Raw genomic sequence first — 14,631 nt, 5'->3', positions numbered from 1 at the left:
AAATTTAGTATTTGAATAATACTTAAAACTATGCTCAATTTAAAACATTCTTTTTCACTGATGATTATCGCTTTTGCTTCGCTTTCTATAAAAGCGCAAGACAGCATTCAGCTTTATCAGAAGATCAATAATCAATACAGTATTGAAAGAAATTTTAGAAGTCAATTTTACTATAATCCGGCAAATAAGTCGGATTATAGTTCTTCTTCGTTCTCAGAATTTAAGGTCGGTTATCATAATGATGATCAAAAAGTGTATCGCCAACAGCTTGGAGCAGGTGAAAAAGGCTTAACAGTAAATGCACAATCTTTTTTAAAGCTAAATCCAAATCGTACAGTCTGGGGAAATGCAAGCTATCAGAATCTTGAAAAAAATTCTTTCAGATGGAATGAAAATCTCGATTATGAGCGTATTGCACCTTATACAACAGCAGACTCTTTAGGTGGAACTTTAAATTTGGAACGTTATTATTTTGCCGGAGGAATGTCACAGAAAATCAACAAATGGACGATTGCTGGTGAAGTAAGTTATCTTGCCCAACTAGGATATCGTAGCCGTGATCCAAGATTAAAAAGTACTACTTCAGATTTAACATTAAATGCAGGAGTGAACTATAAAGTATTCAGAGAATATGAAGTAGGAGTTTTTGGAACATTCAATAAATACACACAAAACAGTTCTTTAAATTTTCAAAGTGTTTTAGGAAAACCTTTTGTTTACCAAATGGTAGGATTAGGTATTTCAAATTATCTTTTCAGCGGCGGTGTTAATCCTTCTCAAACTTTTGAAGAATTTGGTTACAAAGGAGGTATCCAGCTAAGCAATCAACAAGGAAAAGACTTTTATCTTCGTGCTTCAGCAGGACGTTCAAACAATACTAAAAGCCATCGCAGTAGCGGAGGAAATACAACGTTTGAAATCTCAGAGCTTGAAAATAAAAATCTAGAACTGGAAGGCGCAAAATTTTTCACCCTAAAAGAAAAACACAGAATAGGAGTTTCAGCAAATTATAAAGCTATTGTAAGAACAGGCTCAGAATTTGGATATTCTGTAAACACCAATGCTACAGAACAAATATTCAAAAGAAAATCTTACCGTTCAGAAAATTTTATCAGCTCTGTAAAAGTTTTGTATCAATACAACAATGATAATTTTACAGTAAGTGCTTCACCATTTTTCGGATACGAAGAAATTAAAGAAAGAAATCTTTATCCTAATTCAGGGCAAAAATTTGAATATTCATATTTTGGTCTAACTGCAGATTATCGTCAGTCAATTAATTCTAACCAAGCCATTTCATTTCAACCTTATTTTTCCAAAAGAATGGTCAATAAGTCGATCAACGCACTGAGTCTTATGGAAAATCAGGAGATCAATGACTGGATATTACACGATCACAACTTTCAGGCAAGCGACATCAGCACTTTTGGAGCGTCTTTAAGATACGATATCAAACTGGAAAAACTTCCGGCATTCTTTGTAAGTGCAGAATATCAATCACAGAAAATTCAGAAAAAAAACAATAATTTTGTCGGCGCAAGTTTAGGAATTACCTTCTAAGGTTTTTGAAAATTATAATTTGAAATAAATTGCGGACTTTGCGTTAAGAAATTTATCAAAAAAGAATATTTAATTTAAAATGAAAAGAGGAATTTATTGGAGTTTAGGATTGATTTTATTTATTCTTTGGAGTTTCACTTCAAAAGTTGGAAATGAGTTATCAAACATTCAGGAACCATCTATTGAGGACATAGTAAAAAGCTACAAAAAAGCGATTACAGAATGGCCAAAACCCAATATTGACCACGGCGTAAAATGGCAGGAATTTGCAGCCATCAAAACAGATTCTGCTTATTTCACAGAACAAGATAAACCGAATGTTATTTTAGGGAAAATGCTTTTTTTCGATCCTAAATTATCAAGATCCAACCAAATTTCCTGCAGTACTTGTCACGACCCCGAAATGGGATGGCAAGACAGAAGACGTGTTGCCCTTGGAAACGACCACCTTTTAGGAAACAGAAATACCATTTCTCTTTACAACATCGCCGAAAGAACTTCTTTTTTCTGGGACGGAAGAGCAAAAACTCTCGAAGAACAGGCTTCCGGACCACTTGGGGCTCATCACGAAATGGCAATGGACGTGAAAACACTTCCCACAAAAATTCAGAATATAAAAGGATACAATTCGCTTTTCAAAAATGCTTACGGAACCGAAAAAGTAACGTACGATAAGATCGTAAAAGCCATTGCCGATTTCCAGAAAACCATAAAAAGCCAGCCCAGCCGCTTCGATAAATTCCTCGAAGGAAAATACGGCTCGTTAACAGATGAAGAAATCTACGGAATGCATATTTTCCGTACTAAAGCTCGTTGTATGAACTGTCACAGCGGAAAATATTTAACTGATGAATCTTTCCACAATATTGGTTTAACTTACTATAAAAGAAAATACGAAGATCTAGGCTTATACAACATAACCAAAAAAGCTGAAGACGTTGGAAAATTCAAAACACCACAATTAAGAGATTTAGCACTCACTCAACCTTGGATGCACAATGGGCTTTTCGATGATTTGGAAGGAGTTGTCAACATGTACAACAGCGGAATGCACCAACTCGATCCTAACGCCGAAAAAAAGTTGGCAGATCCGCTTCACCCTTCAACAGACCCTTTATTACAAAAACTAAATTTAAATAAAGAAGAAGTAAAAGCGTTGGTTTCTTTTCTTGAATCTCTTTCAGGAACAAAATACAAAATGAGAAGACCGGAGTTTCCTGTGGAATAATCACATTTTAATTTACACTAAGTAAAAAAATTACAATTGACTAGGCTGTAGGTTTTTTGTGTTCAAAATTAAATATCCCAGAATTGGTTTATTTATTTTACGAAGTAATGTTTAATGATTTAAATCATAGTAATTTTATTTATTCTAAATAGTATTAGCAGGATATTTCACTTATTTTTGTATTAATAGATTTGCGCAAATCTTTACAACAGATAAAAATAATATTTATGCAATTAAAACTATTTAAACAATTTTTCACAGTATTTCTATCTTTTACAGCATCATTTATTTTTGCTCAAGATCAAATAAAAATAAATAAAATCGAAGTTAATGGTATCGAGCATACCGGCTCTACATTCATAGCACTTTTTAAAGGTACATCAGCGACATTTAAGGTCAATTACACAGTTAGCAAATATACACCAAGCTATCAAGATACCGGAGTAAAAGTTGAATTTTATGCAAAAATGCCAATTGGTCCCGACCTTCTAATTGCTTATGATAATCAATTATTTCCATTTGCGTACGGAACATCAAATACATTTGAGTTTACCACAACTATATCAAATGCTACTTATCTAATTAACAGCTCCGACAAAGCGCAATTATATCTATCTTACAGGTATGGTAATAAAATTACAAATTCAAGTAATTATAATGCAAACATCTATAATGCACCCAATAATGTAATTAATGGAGACAGACTAACAAATTACATGGAGGACGCAGAAGAAATATATGCAACAGTTCCGACTCTTCCAAATTCAAACTTTTCTTATACATATATATGGCAAAGAAAAAACCCTGGAGGAAGCTGGTATAATATTAATAATGCCAATTCTAGTAATAAAAATTATGTGGCTCCAGCAGCTGAAAATAAAACTAATTACAGAGTAAGAAGAATTGTTAAATACAGTGCTAACATACAACATATTAGTAATGAAGCTGCGGTAAATGTTCGTATTGCTGAAAATACCATTCACGAAACAGTAAATAATAATGGTGGTATTGTAAAAAACATCATGGTGGGAAGCACTCCCAAAGGAAGCGACAATAGCTATAGCTATCAATGGCAGGAATTAATAAACAACACTTGGACAAACATTCAAGGTGCAACATATAAAGATTATGAACTCCCAACAATCACTACAACAAGAACTTTTAGACGTATGGTAGGTTCATGGGAAGTTCCCAAAAGTTATAGCAATTATTTAATAGCAAATGGTTTAAATATTATTAACAATACCATAACAGTATCAGGTAATAATGGAAATTTGCATCCAGCTGAAAAAGTATCCATCGGCGAAAAACCTTACTTAAATATACTGTCAACTGCTGGAGGAACCGTAACAAGTAATACTGGTCAACCTCTTATTTTACAATGGCAGAAAAAAACTGATGGTGGAAACTGGGAAGATATTTCAGGCGCAACCTCTGCAAACTATATTATAAATTCTCCATTATATAAGACAACTCAATATAAAAGAATAGGAAAATCCCTATATGCTCCTGATAACGAAAGTAATATCATAACATTCGAAGTATCTTCTAATCCAAAAATAGATAATAATAAAATTTCTTTTGACCCAGCGAATAATGACCACATTTTAGGTACAACTCCAACTGGTGGAGATAGTAACTATTCGTATATTTGGGTATTGGATGTACATCCTGATGACTCGATTGGAGAAATGATACAATGGAGCTTTTCACCTGCAACAGATACATTTCTTTCTGAATACTTAGATTATCTGCCTGTATTTAGTGATGAGATAAGAATTACCAGATATGCAATATCAGATAATGTATGGCATAGATCAAATACTTTAATATATTCATTATCCGGAGGAATAATTCAAGGAAGAAAGACTATTGATACAAAATTAGAGTTAGAAAATAAACGAGAAGCAATTGCTTTCATTCAAAATAATGAATTAAAATTTAACTTTAAAAATTATCAGAATTACCAAGCAGAAATCTATATCGGAAATATAGCGACAGGTCAATCAGTAAAAGCAACTAATCATAATATAAAAAATAATAATGATAGTTACATTTGGAATTTTCCGTCTCATTATTTGCCTGGAGTATATGTCTATCGCATCATCTTTAGTGATGGTACTATAAAATCAGGAAAAGTAATTAGAAAATAATAACACGTTATTCTAAAAAATTTAAGACTATCTCGAAATGAGATAGTCTTTTCTTATGACGTTGAAATAAAAAGACCTGAGTTTCCTGTAGAATAAATTAATTGCTTTTTAAAACCAATTCTTCGTTCGTTTTAGCAGAATAGCTTATTTTAGTTCAAATATTTCTAAAATAGCTATGGCAGATAAAATGCATTCTGACAAAGAATTAAAAAAAACGATTCAGGGTCACCTCACTAAAACGCATTATGTAAAAGTTTTCTTTTCCGAAGAATGCCCCGAAGAGTTTACTTCAGGCTTTATTCTGAATGTATCTGAAAAGTTTTTAATGATTCAGGAGTCTCACAATTTTACTTTAGACGGAATTAAAATTATCCCTTTTAATAGAATTTCAGGGATCCGTCACAAGAAATTTGAAAAAACTTCTGAGAAAATATTTTCAGAAGAAGGTTTGATCAATTTTAATCAAAAAATCATCAGTAATACTTCGTTAAAGAGTTTTGAATCCTTATTTAAATCTTTAAAAAAGCAAAATTCCCACTGTATTGTCGAAAGTTCTACAAAAAAGAAAAATATATTTTCTATTGGTGAAATTTTAGAAATAAATGAAAAATCTGTAGTGATTAAAAACTATGACGCTACCGGAAAAATTGAAAAAAAATCTGACAAAATTCTATTTAAAAATATCCATTTTATTACTTTTAATGACCGTTATTCTCTAACGTTTAGAAAATATTTAATTGAATAAATAAAAACACAAATATGAAAATCGCTATCATCGGAGCCGGAAATATGGGTTTATCTTTTTCAAAATCATTTTTGAAATATGAACTCATTAAACCTGAAAACCTTCACCTGATTACTAGAAGCCAATCTAAAATTCCGAAAATAAAAGAAGAGTTTCCCAAATCTGAAATTTCTGTATTTGAAGAGGTGAAAAATTTGGATGCAGATCTTATCATCATTGCCGTAAAACCACAGGATTTCCAAAAAGTAGCGGAAAGTTTTCAGTTTTCTTTAAACGAAAATCAGATGATCTTGTCGATTATGGCAGGGATTAAAATTGAAAAAATCCAAAAGTCTTTAAATCACAAATCCGTTGTAAGAGCAATGCCCAACTCTCCTACTCTTTTGGGAATGGGAATTACCGGCTACACTTCTGCAGAAGGAATTTCTTTTAATCAGTTAATGAATATCGAAAGACTTCTAAACAGCACCGGAAGATCTGTCTATTTGGAAAACGAAGATTTACTTGACGGAGTTACCGCACTTTCCGGAAGTGGACCAGCATATTTTTATTATATCGTAGATGCAATGATCAAAGCCGGAACACAAATGGGAATCGATGAAAATTTGTCTAAACTTTTTGTAAAGCAAACGATGTTGGGCGCTTATCATTTGATCAATAATTCTGATAAAAGTTTGGAAGACCTGATAAAAGATGTAGCATCAAAAGGCGGAACGACAGAAGCCGCATTGAAAACTTTTGAAGAAAATAATTTTAAGGAAATTCTGCAACAGGGAATTTTAAATGCTGAAAAACGTGCTAAGGAATTGAATGGGTAATTTTTTACTAATTAATACATTTAGTCGAATTATTCAATACAAATTTGCTGAATTTAATTTCTAAGATTCTTTTCATTTGCCAACCCAGAAACACTCCAAAAGTATTCAGAATAACATCATCCACATCAAAAACTCCCAATCTTGAAAAATACTGCAGTGCTTCAACAATCACGATGGTAGAAACAAAAGTTATAATTAGCCTTTTCAAATTGTTTAACTGTGGAAAAACCCAACCTAAAAAACCAAAAGGAATAAACATCACGACATTTCCCAAGACAATTTTAATAATATCAAACCAACTTATTGTTTCATGAATAAACCAAACTGTTGAAACAATAGGTTTAATTCTTATAATATGATCTTCATACTGCAATCTTCCCATTCCGAAAAACATCAGATAGAGCAAAAAAATGGTATACGGTAAAATGATGAATTTATAATATTTCTTTAACATCATTTGCAAAGTTATTCATTTCAAAAGCATTAAATTTGTGTGTTAAACTAATTTAATGAAATACGTCTTACTTACGCTCATTTCAGCGATGTTGCTATCGGTTTCGTGGCCGACTTACGGAGTCCCGTTTTTTATATTCTTTGCCCTCGTTCCGCTTCTGATGATGGAACATGGCGTTTCTAAATTTTCAAATTACAACAGAAAAAGCTGGGTCGTTTTTGGTCTTTCTTATGTATGTTTTGTAATTTGGAATGTTGTTACTACAGGCTGGCTGTACGGATCAAAAAATCCTGATGGAAGTCATTCTATGATGGCCGTTGTATTTCCGGTTTTGGTCAATTCTTTTTTATATTCACTCGTTTTTCAATGTTATCATTGGTATAAAAATGCACAGGGAACGTATTGGGGAATGGCTTTTTTAGTAGCGATCTGGATGAGTTTTGAAAAATTTCATCTAAATTGGGAATTAACGTGGCCTTGGTTGAATCTTGGAAATGCTTTTTCAGATTATCCGAAGCTGATACAGTGGTACGATACTTTGGGATCAACCGGTGGAAGTTTCTGGATCTTGCTTGTTAATTTACTCATCTTTTACACCATCAGAATTTGGGAAGCCGGAAGAAAAAGAAAAGATTTAATCATCAATATTTCTGCAACGGTACTTTTGATTGGTCTTCCGATGATTATTTCGTTGATAAAATTCAATAGTTTTAATGAAAAACCGATTGGTGAAGTCAGTGTTTTAATGTTGCAGCCAGATCTTGATCCTTATGGCGAAAAATACGCTAAAGACAGCATCACGATTCAGAATGAACTTTTAGCTTTAGCCGAAAACAACACCAAAGGAAAGATTGATTATTATATCGCTCCCGAAACAGCACTTCCGGGAAGAGGTTCTATTTCTGAAACTGCTTTTGAAAAAAGTGAATTACTCAATAATGTAAAAGGTTTTCTTGCAAAACATCCCCGATCCACTTTTGTAACAGGAATTTCATCACATCATTATTTTTTTGATAAAGAAAACTTACCGAAAGATGCTTTTCAGATCAATGACAGAGTCTGGGTAGAAAGTTACAACTCGGCAGTGCAGATTATTCCTAATCAAAAGGTTGAAGTCTATCACAAAGGAAAGCTTGTTCCGGGTGTTGAAATTTTCCCTTACATGAATGTTTTAAAACCTCTTTTAGGCGATGCGATGATTAATTTGGGAGGAACCGTTGCTTCTCTGGGAACAGATAAAGAGCGTGTTGCTTTTTCAAATCCTTATAATAAAGGAAAGATTGCGCCGATTATTTGCTATGAAAGTATTTATGGTGAATTTGTAACTGATTACGTAAAAAAAGGTGCCAATTTCCTCGGAATCATGACCAATGATTCTTGGTGGGGTGTAACCGAAGGTCACAAACAGCTTCTTTCTTACGCAAGAATGAGAGCTATCGAAACACGAAGAGAAATTGTGCGTTCTGCAAACAGTGGAATTTCTGCTCATATTAATGCAAAAGGTGAAATCTTAGGAGATACTTTTTATGGCGATCAAACTACTTTATTTGCTAAAGTTAATCTTTATGAAGGTGAAACATTTTATGTAAGGACAGGAGATTTTCTTTCGAGACTTTCTATTTTTGCTTTAGGGTTTTTGTTTTTTTATTTTCTGATTAAAAGGTTTCAGAATAAGATGAAGAAAGAAAACGGAAAATAAATTTTTAATATTCCAGATCCGATACTTTAACGGAATTGTTTAAAACAAGGATCAGTTTTACAAACTACAAAACCAGCCTTTTGGCTGGTTTTCTCTGTTTAATTTAAGTTTAAAAATCAAATTCAAACTACTATTTACTTGATCATTAGTTTTTGGGTTATCCAGTTATCTTTAATTTTAATTTTCAGAATGTACATTCCTTTTGGAAGATCAGAAACGGTTACCGACTGATCGCTGTTGAGCTGTACATTGAGTTTTTTACCATCCATTGAATACATTTCTACTGCAGAAGCTTTTTCGCCTTTAATAAAAACTTTTTCAGAAGCCGGATTTGGATATATCGACAGTTTTGTTTTCGCTGAAAAATCATTTACCCCTAATGTATTTTCTACCGATGGATCGGAGTAAACTTTGGATGCATCAATTGATCTTACACTCCAATATACTTGCTGAATAGAAGAATCGAGCGTTAAAAACCAAGAAGGTGTGGTCACAATATATTTCGCTACATCTTGTGCTCCCGGACTTGTTCCTACTTTAATTTCATATTGTAAAGCATTGACCGGAGTTTTATCATCGGTTGCGCCACTCCATGTAAAATTGAATGTATTTCCGTTTTTGTTTAAATTTAAATGGGCTGGAGCGGTTGGTTTTAAATTTGTTTCCGTAGATGTATTTTTATACAATTTAGTGAATGAATTTAAATCTGGATCAGCCCAATCGAAACCCGTCATTAAAACATCCAAATGATTGTTTCCGTCATAATCGAAGAGTCTTATGTTTCCTGATCCTCCTAAATTATACAAAGAAGTATTGCTTGTTTTTGTGAAAGATTGAGAAGCCGGATTGTAAAGAAAAACATTCACCGCCCCGTCATTATTTTTATCATCACCAATCACCACAAAATCATAATATCCATCATTATTAAGATCACCCACATCCACACTCGAAGCAGAAAGCCCTTCTCCGGGAATTTCCTGAGTCGTAAAATGTCCTGTTCCGTCATTCATAAAGACTCCAAGATATTCATCATAATTTCCATCCTGACCAATCGCCACCAAATCTAAAAAACCATCCGCATTGAAGTCCGCATATGCTAATTTCCCACTGGCTAAAGGCAATAAAGTTTGGGATTCCTGAAGTGTACCATTCGAATTTAAATACGTTTTAAAAACAGGATCTGTATTTTTATCATATCCAAAAATGACTACATCCAACAATTGATCATTATTCAGGTCTAAAACTTTAAAACTTCCATTCTGCGTTCCCGAAAGCCATGACTGAGTCAATTGAAAACCGTTTCCTGAATTTTGATAAAGACTTAAATCATAAACAAAACCAGTTCCGTGCACATATTGAGGTCCGTTGATTGCATAATCCTGTTTTCCATCATGATTAAAATCAAAAACTTCTATAGAGCCGTAAACTTTTCCGGCAGTATCTTCCACTTTTGAAAAACCACTTCCATTATTCAGAAAACGATAATGCTTATAATTAACAACATCCTGATAACTCAAACCTGTAGAAACAATATCTAGCAAGCCGTCATTATTGTAATCTATAAATTTAATATCTCCTAAATGAGTAACATCTGTATCTAAATTTCCATAAGCCGAAAAAATGCCATTATTATTGGTATAAGCTTCATTAAACGTAACATCTGCACCTCCGTCTGCATCTATATCTATAGCACCATTATATACAACATCCGGTTTTCCGTCGTTATTAAAATCTCCAATATCACTAGAACCATAATAGAAATTTTTGATGTTGCTGGGAATTTCAGAAAAAGTTTGAGACTGAAACATCATAGGAAGAAGAAAGGCAAAAATAAATAATCTTTTCATTTTATTTTTATTTAGATTAATTAAAAACAAAGATACTGTCAAATATTATTTCAGGCTTAAAATGGAGACTGATATTTATCACATGCCCGCATCTGAAAGACTTTAAAGAAAATCAATGAATGCTAAGTCATTAAAAATGATAAATATTTATTATAAAATTTACACAAAAACTTGTCTATCTAAAAAAATCTTCGTTATTTTGCAACCTCAAATATTATACAAATAAGAACATCGAGATATGTCAAGAATTTGCCAGATAACAGGAAAGCGTGCAATGGTTGGTAACAACGTTTCCCACGCTAATAACAAAACGAAGCGTCGTTTTGAAATTAACTTATTGGAAAAGAAATTTTACCTTCCAGAGCAAGACAAGCACGTTACGCTTAAAGTTTCAGCTCATGGATTGAGAATCATTAACAAGATTGGAATCGAAGAGGCTATCGAAAGAGGCATCAGAGAAGGATTGATTAAAAAGAACTAAAATCATGGCAAAAAAAGGAAATAGAGTTCAAGTAATACTTGAATGTACAGAGCACAAAGAAAGCGGTATGCCAGGAATGTCTAGATACATTTCTACAAAAAATAAAAAGAACACTACAGAAAGATTGGAATTGAAAAAATACAATCCGGTTCTTAAGAGATCTACCCTTCATAAAGAAATCAAGTAATTTATAAATATAATTTACCATGGCAAAGAAAGTAGTAGCAACCCTACAAAGCGGACAGTCTAAAAAAATGACTAAAGTCGTGAAAATGGTGAAGTCTTCTAAATCAGGAGCTTACGTTTTCGAAGAAAAAGTAATGAATGCAGACGAAGTTGAAGGTTTTTTGAAAAAATAATCTAGAACTTTATTTACAATACAAAAACTACTCATATTTTGGGTAGTTTTTTTGTTATCTTTGCTTTTAATACGCTGGATGTAGGATGTCTGAAGCTAGATGTTTATAAAATTTACGTTATTTTGTAAACATCCAACTTCCATCATCCTGTATCTGACAATAACTAAATTCCAGAATTCATACAATGAGTTGGTTTAAAAATATTTTCAAAAAAGAAGAAAAAGAAACTTTAGACAAAGGTTTGGAAAAATCTAATCAAGGTTTCTTTGAAAAAATGACTAAAGCCGTAGTCGGCAAAAGCAAAGTAGATGATGAAGTTCTGGATAATCTGGAAGAAATATTGATAGCTTCAGATGTTGGTGCTTCTACAACCATCAAAATCATTGAGAGAATTGAAGAGCGTGTTGCCAGAGACAAGTATGTAGGTGTAAACGAATTAGATCAAATTCTACGTGAAGAAATCTCAGGACTTCTTTTAGAAAATCCTCACGCAGGAAGCGGAAATATCGATACCTCTAAAAAGCCATACGTTATTATGGTTGTTGGAGTAAACGGTGTAGGAAAAACAACCACCATCGGAAAACTAGCGCACCAGTTTAAATCTGAAGGTAAAAAAGTAGTTTTAGGAGCTGCAGATACGTTCAGAGCCGCAGCTGTTGATCAGCTTGTTATTTGGAGTGAAAGAGTGGGTGTTACGATTGTAAAACAGGAAATGGGTTCCGACCCTGCTTCTGTGGCTTTTGATACCGTACAAAGTGCAGTTGCTCAGGATGCTGATGTAGTAATTATAGATACTGCAGGAAGACTTCACAATAAAATAAACCTGATGAATGAGCTTTCTAAAATCAAGAGAGTGATGCAAAAAGTAATTCCTGATGCTCCACACGAGATCTTATTGGTTCTTGATGGTTCTACAGGACAAAATGCTTTTGAACAGGCAAAACAATTCACAGCAGCAACTGAAGTGAATGCTTTAGCAGTAACAAAATTAGACGGAACAGCAAAAGGCGGTGTTGTAATTGGTATTTCAGATCAGTTTCAAATTCCGGTAAAATATATAGGGGTTGGAGAAAAGATGCAAGACCTTCAACTTTTTAATGGTACAGAGTTTGTAGATTCGTTCTTCAAGAAGAGATAAATTCTCTTTGAAACAAATCATTCAAATTTATTAACATTAAAAAAATTAAAATTATGGGATTTATAACATGGATTATCTTTGGTCTATTGGCAGGAGCACTTGCTAAAGTGATTATGCCCGGAAAACAAGGCGGCGGTTGGCTGATAACGATTATCTTAGGTATCGTTGGTGCATTCGTCGGCGGCTTGATTGGAGTATATATTCTTCATTGGGGCGATGTAGATTCTTTCTGGAACTTCAGAAGCTGGTTCCTTGCCATTGGTGGTGCAATCCTTGTACTCTGGCTTTACGGAATGGCAACTAGGAAATAAATAAATTCTTTAAAAAAACAAAAATCCCGATTTGAAAATTTCAAATCGGGATTTTTTATGAACAATATAATTTAGTCAATTTTGATTCTGTAAGGCATTTCCATTTTTACCTCAGATTTTAATTTCTCGCTGGTAAGCTGTTCTAGGATTTCATAGTTTGCTTTACCAATTTTATTTTTAATGACTCTTGCAGAAATATCATCTTCATTCATATCTTCAAAAATCTGCTCAAATGCGGTCATCTTTTTAGGGTACGAAGCAACGTTGTAAGACTTCAAGTTTGCTTTTTGTGCTGCAAATTTCACTGCGTCATTTAATGTTCCCAATTCGTCTACCAATCCTATCTCTTTTGCGCGAACTCCGCTCCAAACTCTTCCACCTCCGATGTTATCAATTTGCTCAAAAGTCTGCTTTCTGTTTTGAGTTACAAAATGTACAAATCTTTTGTACGTTCCTTCCACACTTCTTGTCATTAAATTTACTCCGTAAGGTGTAAGCCCATGCAATGAAGAATAGTAAGCTGAGTTAGCATTGGTAGCAACAATATCAGAACGCACTCCGTTTTTATTAGCAATATCTTTAAAGTAAGGCAATACTCCAAAAACCCCGATAGATCCTGTTAACGTATTAGGTTCAGAATAAATTTTATCAGCACCCATTGCAATATAATAACCACCTGAAGCTGCGTAATCACCAAAAGATACCACAAGAGGTTTTTTCTTTTTTAATTGTTGAAGTTCGAATAAGATCTCATCAGAAGCATTAGCACTTCCACCCGGAGAATTAATTCTTAAAACAACCGCTTTTACTTTATCATCTTCCTGAAGGTCTTTGATATATTTAATATATTTTTCAGAATAAATATCATTGTATTCATCACCACTATTAATAGAACCTGATGCGTATAAAACCGCTACTTTTTCACCTGAACTATCTTTATCATTATATGAATCAATATACTTTTGCAGCGAAACTTTGTTAAGTTTATCTTTTTCAGCAATACTTAATTTTGCTTTGATCATTTGATCATATTCCGTTTTCTGAATCAGTTTATCCGCCAATTTATATTTTACGGTTAAATCCGGAATCATTCCATACAAACTATCTACAACGGTTTTAAATTCGTCAGCTTTCATTTTTCTTGAAGCAGCCATTTTTGATGAAGTATTTCCCCAAATATCATTTAATAAAGTACTCAACTGCTCTTGATTTTCTGGAGATATATCATTTCTTAAGAATGGCTCTACCGCAGATTTGAATTTTCCGTGACGGATTACTTCAATACCAATACCATATTTTTCGGCAAAATCTTTGAAGAAAGTAACTTCTGTAGCCAACCCTTTAAGCTCAATACCTCCAGATGGATTCAGATAATACTGATCTGCAACAGATCCTAGATAATATGAAGACTGAGAAACAGAATTCCCGTATGCATACACAAATTTACCACTCTTTTTAAAGTCTTCAATAGCATTCCTCAAATCGTCAATCTGAGTAGTTCCTGCGCTAATATGATCAGTCTCTATGCTTATCCCTTTAATATTATCATCATCTTTAGCCTTATGAATAGCTTCTACAGCATCATAAATAAGGATGTTGGTATTTTTACTTTTAATATTAAAAATACTTTGCTGCTCTTCTGTGGGACTATCAATAATAGAGGTCTTCAGATTGATTGTTAAGACAGAATTCTTTTTTACATCAACAGACTTCTCTCCACTCATAGAACCGATAGCAATCATGATAATAAAAAAGAAGAAAAACACGAAGCATAATATGACTATAGCCACTATATTTGCTAATACATTTTTAAAGAAACTCTTCATAAATAATCTTTT

General features: G+C 33.1%; 14 protein-coding genes. 11 read left to right on the top strand and 3 right to left on the bottom strand.

The window, feature by feature from the left end:
• Nucleotides 1–30 precede the first annotated feature (30 nt).
• From B5X64_RS06045 to proC, 5 genes are all read left to right on the top strand, one after another.
• Complete coding sequence (locus B5X64_RS06045) at nt 31–1,560, top strand: DUF6850 family outer membrane beta-barrel protein (protein ID WP_079464385.1); 1,530 nt, start codon at nt 31–33, stop codon at nt 1,558–1,560.
• A gap of 79 nt (nt 1,561–1,639) precedes the next feature.
• On the top strand, nt 1,640–2,788 hold the full coding sequence (locus tag B5X64_RS06040) for a cytochrome-c peroxidase (RefSeq protein ID WP_079464384.1): 1,149 nt from the start codon (nt 1,640–1,642) through the stop codon (nt 2,786–2,788).
• Nucleotides 2,789–3,015: 227 nt separating this feature from the next.
• A complete protein-coding gene (locus tag B5X64_RS06035) occupies nt 3,016–4,941 on the top strand; it encodes a hypothetical protein (RefSeq protein WP_079464383.1) in 1,926 nt (641 codons plus the stop codon).
• Nucleotides 4,942–5,116: 175 nt separating this feature from the next.
• On the top strand, nt 5,117–5,686 hold the full coding sequence (locus tag B5X64_RS06030) for a hypothetical protein (protein WP_079464382.1): 570 nt from the start codon (nt 5,117–5,119) through the stop codon (nt 5,684–5,686).
• Between the two features lie 14 nt (nt 5,687–5,700).
• Complete coding sequence (proC, locus tag B5X64_RS06025) at nt 5,701–6,504, top strand: pyrroline-5-carboxylate reductase (protein WP_079464381.1); 804 nt, start codon at nt 5,701–5,703, stop codon at nt 6,502–6,504.
• A gap of 7 nt (nt 6,505–6,511) precedes the next feature.
• On the opposite strand, the gene B5X64_RS06020 is transcribed toward proC, so the two are convergent.
• Nucleotides 6,512–6,961, bottom strand: coding sequence for a VanZ family protein (locus B5X64_RS06020; protein WP_338030674.1), 450 nt, complete (start codon nt 6,959–6,961; stop codon nt 6,512–6,514).
• Between the two features lie 52 nt (nt 6,962–7,013).
• On the opposite strand from B5X64_RS06020, the gene lnt reads away from it, so the two are divergent.
• Nucleotides 7,014–8,657: an apolipoprotein N-acyltransferase gene (gene lnt / locus B5X64_RS06015; RefSeq protein WP_079464379.1), complete on the top strand. Its 1,644-nt coding sequence runs from the start codon at nt 7,014–7,016 to the stop codon at nt 8,655–8,657.
• 134 nt (nt 8,658–8,791) lie between these two features.
• On the opposite strand, the gene B5X64_RS06010 is transcribed toward lnt, so the two are convergent.
• Nucleotides 8,792–10,504, bottom strand: coding sequence for a T9SS type A sorting domain-containing protein (locus B5X64_RS06010; protein WP_079464378.1), 1,713 nt, complete (start codon nt 10,502–10,504; stop codon nt 8,792–8,794).
• Nucleotides 10,505–10,742: 238 nt separating this feature from the next.
• On the opposite strand from B5X64_RS06010, the gene rpmB reads away from it, so the two are divergent.
• The 5 genes from rpmB (at nt 10,743) to B5X64_RS05985 (ending at nt 12,793) form a co-directional block, all read left to right on the top strand.
• Nucleotides 10,743–10,985, top strand: coding sequence for a 50S ribosomal protein L28 (gene rpmB / locus B5X64_RS06005; protein WP_034760742.1), 243 nt, complete (start codon nt 10,743–10,745; stop codon nt 10,983–10,985).
• 4 nt (nt 10,986–10,989) lie between these two features.
• The gene (gene rpmG, locus B5X64_RS06000; protein ID WP_027373683.1) at nt 10,990–11,172 is read left to right on the top strand and encodes a 50S ribosomal protein L33; all 183 of its coding nucleotides are present in this window, start codon (nt 10,990–10,992) and stop codon (nt 11,170–11,172) included.
• Nucleotides 11,173–11,191: 19 nt separating this feature from the next.
• Nucleotides 11,192–11,344, top strand: a complete 153-nt coding sequence (locus tag B5X64_RS05995; RefSeq protein WP_066674993.1) for a DUF4295 domain-containing protein — start codon at nt 11,192–11,194, stop codon at nt 11,342–11,344.
• Nucleotides 11,345–11,528: 184 nt separating this feature from the next.
• Nucleotides 11,529–12,482, top strand: a complete 954-nt coding sequence (gene ftsY / locus B5X64_RS05990; protein ID WP_079464377.1) for a signal recognition particle-docking protein FtsY — start codon at nt 11,529–11,531, stop codon at nt 12,480–12,482.
• A gap of 53 nt (nt 12,483–12,535) precedes the next feature.
• Complete coding sequence (locus B5X64_RS05985) at nt 12,536–12,793, top strand: GlsB/YeaQ/YmgE family stress response membrane protein (RefSeq protein ID WP_074230082.1); 258 nt, start codon at nt 12,536–12,538, stop codon at nt 12,791–12,793.
• A gap of 71 nt (nt 12,794–12,864) precedes the next feature.
• On the opposite strand, the gene sppA is transcribed toward B5X64_RS05985, so the two are convergent.
• Nucleotides 12,865–14,619 (bottom strand): signal peptide peptidase SppA, encoded by a 1,755-nt coding sequence (sppA, locus tag B5X64_RS05980; RefSeq protein ID WP_079464566.1) that lies wholly within the window; start codon nt 14,617–14,619, stop codon nt 12,865–12,867.
• Nucleotides 14,620–14,631 lie beyond the last annotated feature (12 nt).

This window comes from Chryseobacterium balustinum (assembly GCF_900168205.1).
GTDB classification, from domain to species: domain Bacteria; phylum Bacteroidota; class Bacteroidia; order Flavobacteriales; family Weeksellaceae; genus Chryseobacterium; species Chryseobacterium balustinum.
This window is presented reverse-complemented; position numbering and strand designations above follow the sequence as displayed.

Bases quoted from the DNA above. Each gene is read 5' to 3' on its own strand.
- B5X64_RS06045 (WP_079464385.1), top strand. From the start codon at position 31: ATGCTCAATTTAAAACATTCTTTTTCACTGATGATTATCGCTTTTGCT.
- B5X64_RS06040 (WP_079464384.1), top strand. From the start codon at position 1,640: ATGAAAAGAGGAATTTATTGGAGTTTAGGATTGATTTTATTTATTCTT.
- B5X64_RS06035 (WP_079464383.1), top strand. From the start codon at position 3,016: ATGCAATTAAAACTATTTAAACAATTTTTCACAGTATTTCTATCTTTT.
- B5X64_RS06030 (WP_079464382.1), top strand. From the start codon at position 5,117: ATGGCAGATAAAATGCATTCTGACAAAGAATTAAAAAAAACGATTCAG.
- proC (WP_079464381.1), top strand. From the start codon at position 5,701: ATGAAAATCGCTATCATCGGAGCCGGAAATATGGGTTTATCTTTTTCA.
- B5X64_RS06020 (WP_338030674.1), bottom strand. From the start codon at position 6,961: ATGATGTTAAAGAAATATTATAAATTCATCATTTTACCGTATACCATT.
- lnt (WP_079464379.1), top strand. From the start codon at position 7,014: ATGAAATACGTCTTACTTACGCTCATTTCAGCGATGTTGCTATCGGTT.
- B5X64_RS06010 (WP_079464378.1), bottom strand. From the start codon at position 10,504: ATGAAAAGATTATTTATTTTTGCCTTTCTTCTTCCTATGATGTTTCAG.
- rpmB (WP_034760742.1), top strand. From the start codon at position 10,743: ATGTCAAGAATTTGCCAGATAACAGGAAAGCGTGCAATGGTTGGTAAC.
- rpmG (WP_027373683.1), top strand. From the start codon at position 10,990: ATGGCAAAAAAAGGAAATAGAGTTCAAGTAATACTTGAATGTACAGAG.
- B5X64_RS05995 (WP_066674993.1), top strand. From the start codon at position 11,192: ATGGCAAAGAAAGTAGTAGCAACCCTACAAAGCGGACAGTCTAAAAAA.
- ftsY (WP_079464377.1), top strand. From the start codon at position 11,529: ATGAGTTGGTTTAAAAATATTTTCAAAAAAGAAGAAAAAGAAACTTTA.
- B5X64_RS05985 (WP_074230082.1), top strand. From the start codon at position 12,536: ATGGGATTTATAACATGGATTATCTTTGGTCTATTGGCAGGAGCACTT.
- sppA (WP_079464566.1), bottom strand. From the start codon at position 14,619: ATGAAGAGTTTCTTTAAAAATGTATTAGCAAATATAGTGGCTATAGTC.